General features: G+C 74.5%; 2 protein-coding genes. Both read right to left on the bottom strand.

Going from position 1 to position 1,549, the window contains the following annotated elements; all coding sequences use genetic code 11:
- Window positions 1–660, bottom strand: a 660-nt coding sequence (locus QSK36_RS42990; RefSeq protein ID WP_285786432.1) for a beta-ketoacyl synthase N-terminal-like domain-containing protein, incomplete at its 3' end; no start/stop codon positions are given.
- Between the two features lie 10 nt (window positions 661–670).
- Window positions 671–1,549 (bottom strand): beta-ketoacyl reductase (locus QSK36_RS42985; protein WP_285786431.1); only part of this gene is annotated, 879 nt, incomplete at its 5' end.

Here is a 1,549-nt window from a genome sequence, read left to right as displayed (position 1 = left end):
CAGCGACTGCACGGCCAGGTGCAACGCCACCAGCGACGACGAACACGCCGTGTCCACCGTCACCGCCGGACCCTCCAGCCCCAGGGTGTACGACACCCGCCCCGACGCGACGCTGCCGGAATTGCCGATGCCGAAGTAGCCTTCGAGGCCCTCCGGCAGGCTGCCGAGGTTGTCGCGGTAGTCGTGGTACATCAGGCCGGTGAAGACGCCGACGCTGCCGCCCCGCAGCGACGTCGGGGCGATGCCCGCGTGTTCCAGGGCCTCCCACGACACCTCGAGCATCAGCCGCTGCTGCGGGTCGACGGCGAGCGCCTCCCGCGGGGAGATGCCGAACATCTCGGCGTCGAATCCGCCGGGGTCGTCCAGAAAGCCGCCTTCCTTGGCGTAGGTGTGCCCGGAGCGTTCGGGGTCGGGGTCGTACAGGTCGTCCAGGTCCCAGCCCCGGTCGGCCGGGAACGCGCCGATCGCGTCGCCGCCGGACGCGACGAGCCGCCACAGGTCGTCCGGGGAGGAGACCCCGCCCGGCAGGCGGCAGGCCATGCCCACGATCGCGATCGGCTCGGTGCGGCGTGCCTCGGCCTCGTGCAGCCTGCGGCGGGTCCGCCGCAGGTCGGACAGCACCCGCACCAGGTAGTCGCGCAGCTTCTCTTCGTCTGCCATAGCCTCTTCCTCAGGCCTGTCCGAGCTCGTGGTCGATGAGGTCGAACAACTGGTCGTCGTTCGCGATGTCCAAGCCGTGGTCCGGCTCGTCGAGCCCCGCCCCGCCGGCCCCGGCCAGGCGGGCGGTCAGGGCGTCCAGCCGGGCGATGATCCGTTCGCGCAGCGCGTCGTCCTTCGGCGGCTCGCCGAGCGCGCTTTCCAGCCGTTCCAGTTCGAGCAGGCCGGGCGGGACGGTCTCGCGCGGCGTGACGCCGAGCTCGGCGCGCAGATGCTCGGCGAGCGCGGTGGCGTTGGGGTGGTCGAACACGGCGGTCGCCGCGAGCCGGACGCCGGTCACCTCGGCGAGGCGGTTGCGCATCCGCACCGCGGACAGCGAGTCGAACCCGGCGTCCTTGAACGCCTGGTCGGCCCGCAGGGACTCGTCGGCGGCGCGGCCGAGCAGGTCCGAGGCCGCGGCGCGCACCAGCTCGACCAGCTCGCGACGCTGGTCGGCCTCGGGCAGCCGGGCCAGGCGCTCGGCGAGGGTCTCCGTGCTCGGCGGCTCCGCCTCGGCCGTGGTCCGGCGCGGCGCCGTACGGACGAGACCCCGCAGCAGAGCGGGCAGCGTCCCCTCCTCGGCCCGGCGGCGCAGGGCCGCGTAGTCGAGCCGGGTGGGGACGAGCACCGCCTCGCCGTCGTCTCGCAGCGCCAGGTCCAGCAGCGACAGGGCCTCCGGCGTGGACAGCGCCACCTGGAGCCCGTGGGCGAGCCGGGCCCGGCCCTCCTCGCCGAGGTGGCCGGTCATGCCGCTGGCCTGTTCCCACAGGCCCCAGGCCAGGGAGACCGCGGGCAGTCCCTGCGCGCGCCGCAACCGGGCCAGCCCGTCGAGGAAGGCGTTGGCCGCCGCGTA

This window comes from Microbispora sp. NBRC 16548, from assembly GCF_030268985.1.
In the GTDB taxonomy this organism is placed as follows: Bacteria; Actinomycetota; Actinomycetes; order Streptosporangiales; family Streptosporangiaceae; genus Microbispora; species Microbispora catharanthi.
This window is presented reverse-complemented; position numbering and strand designations above follow the sequence as displayed.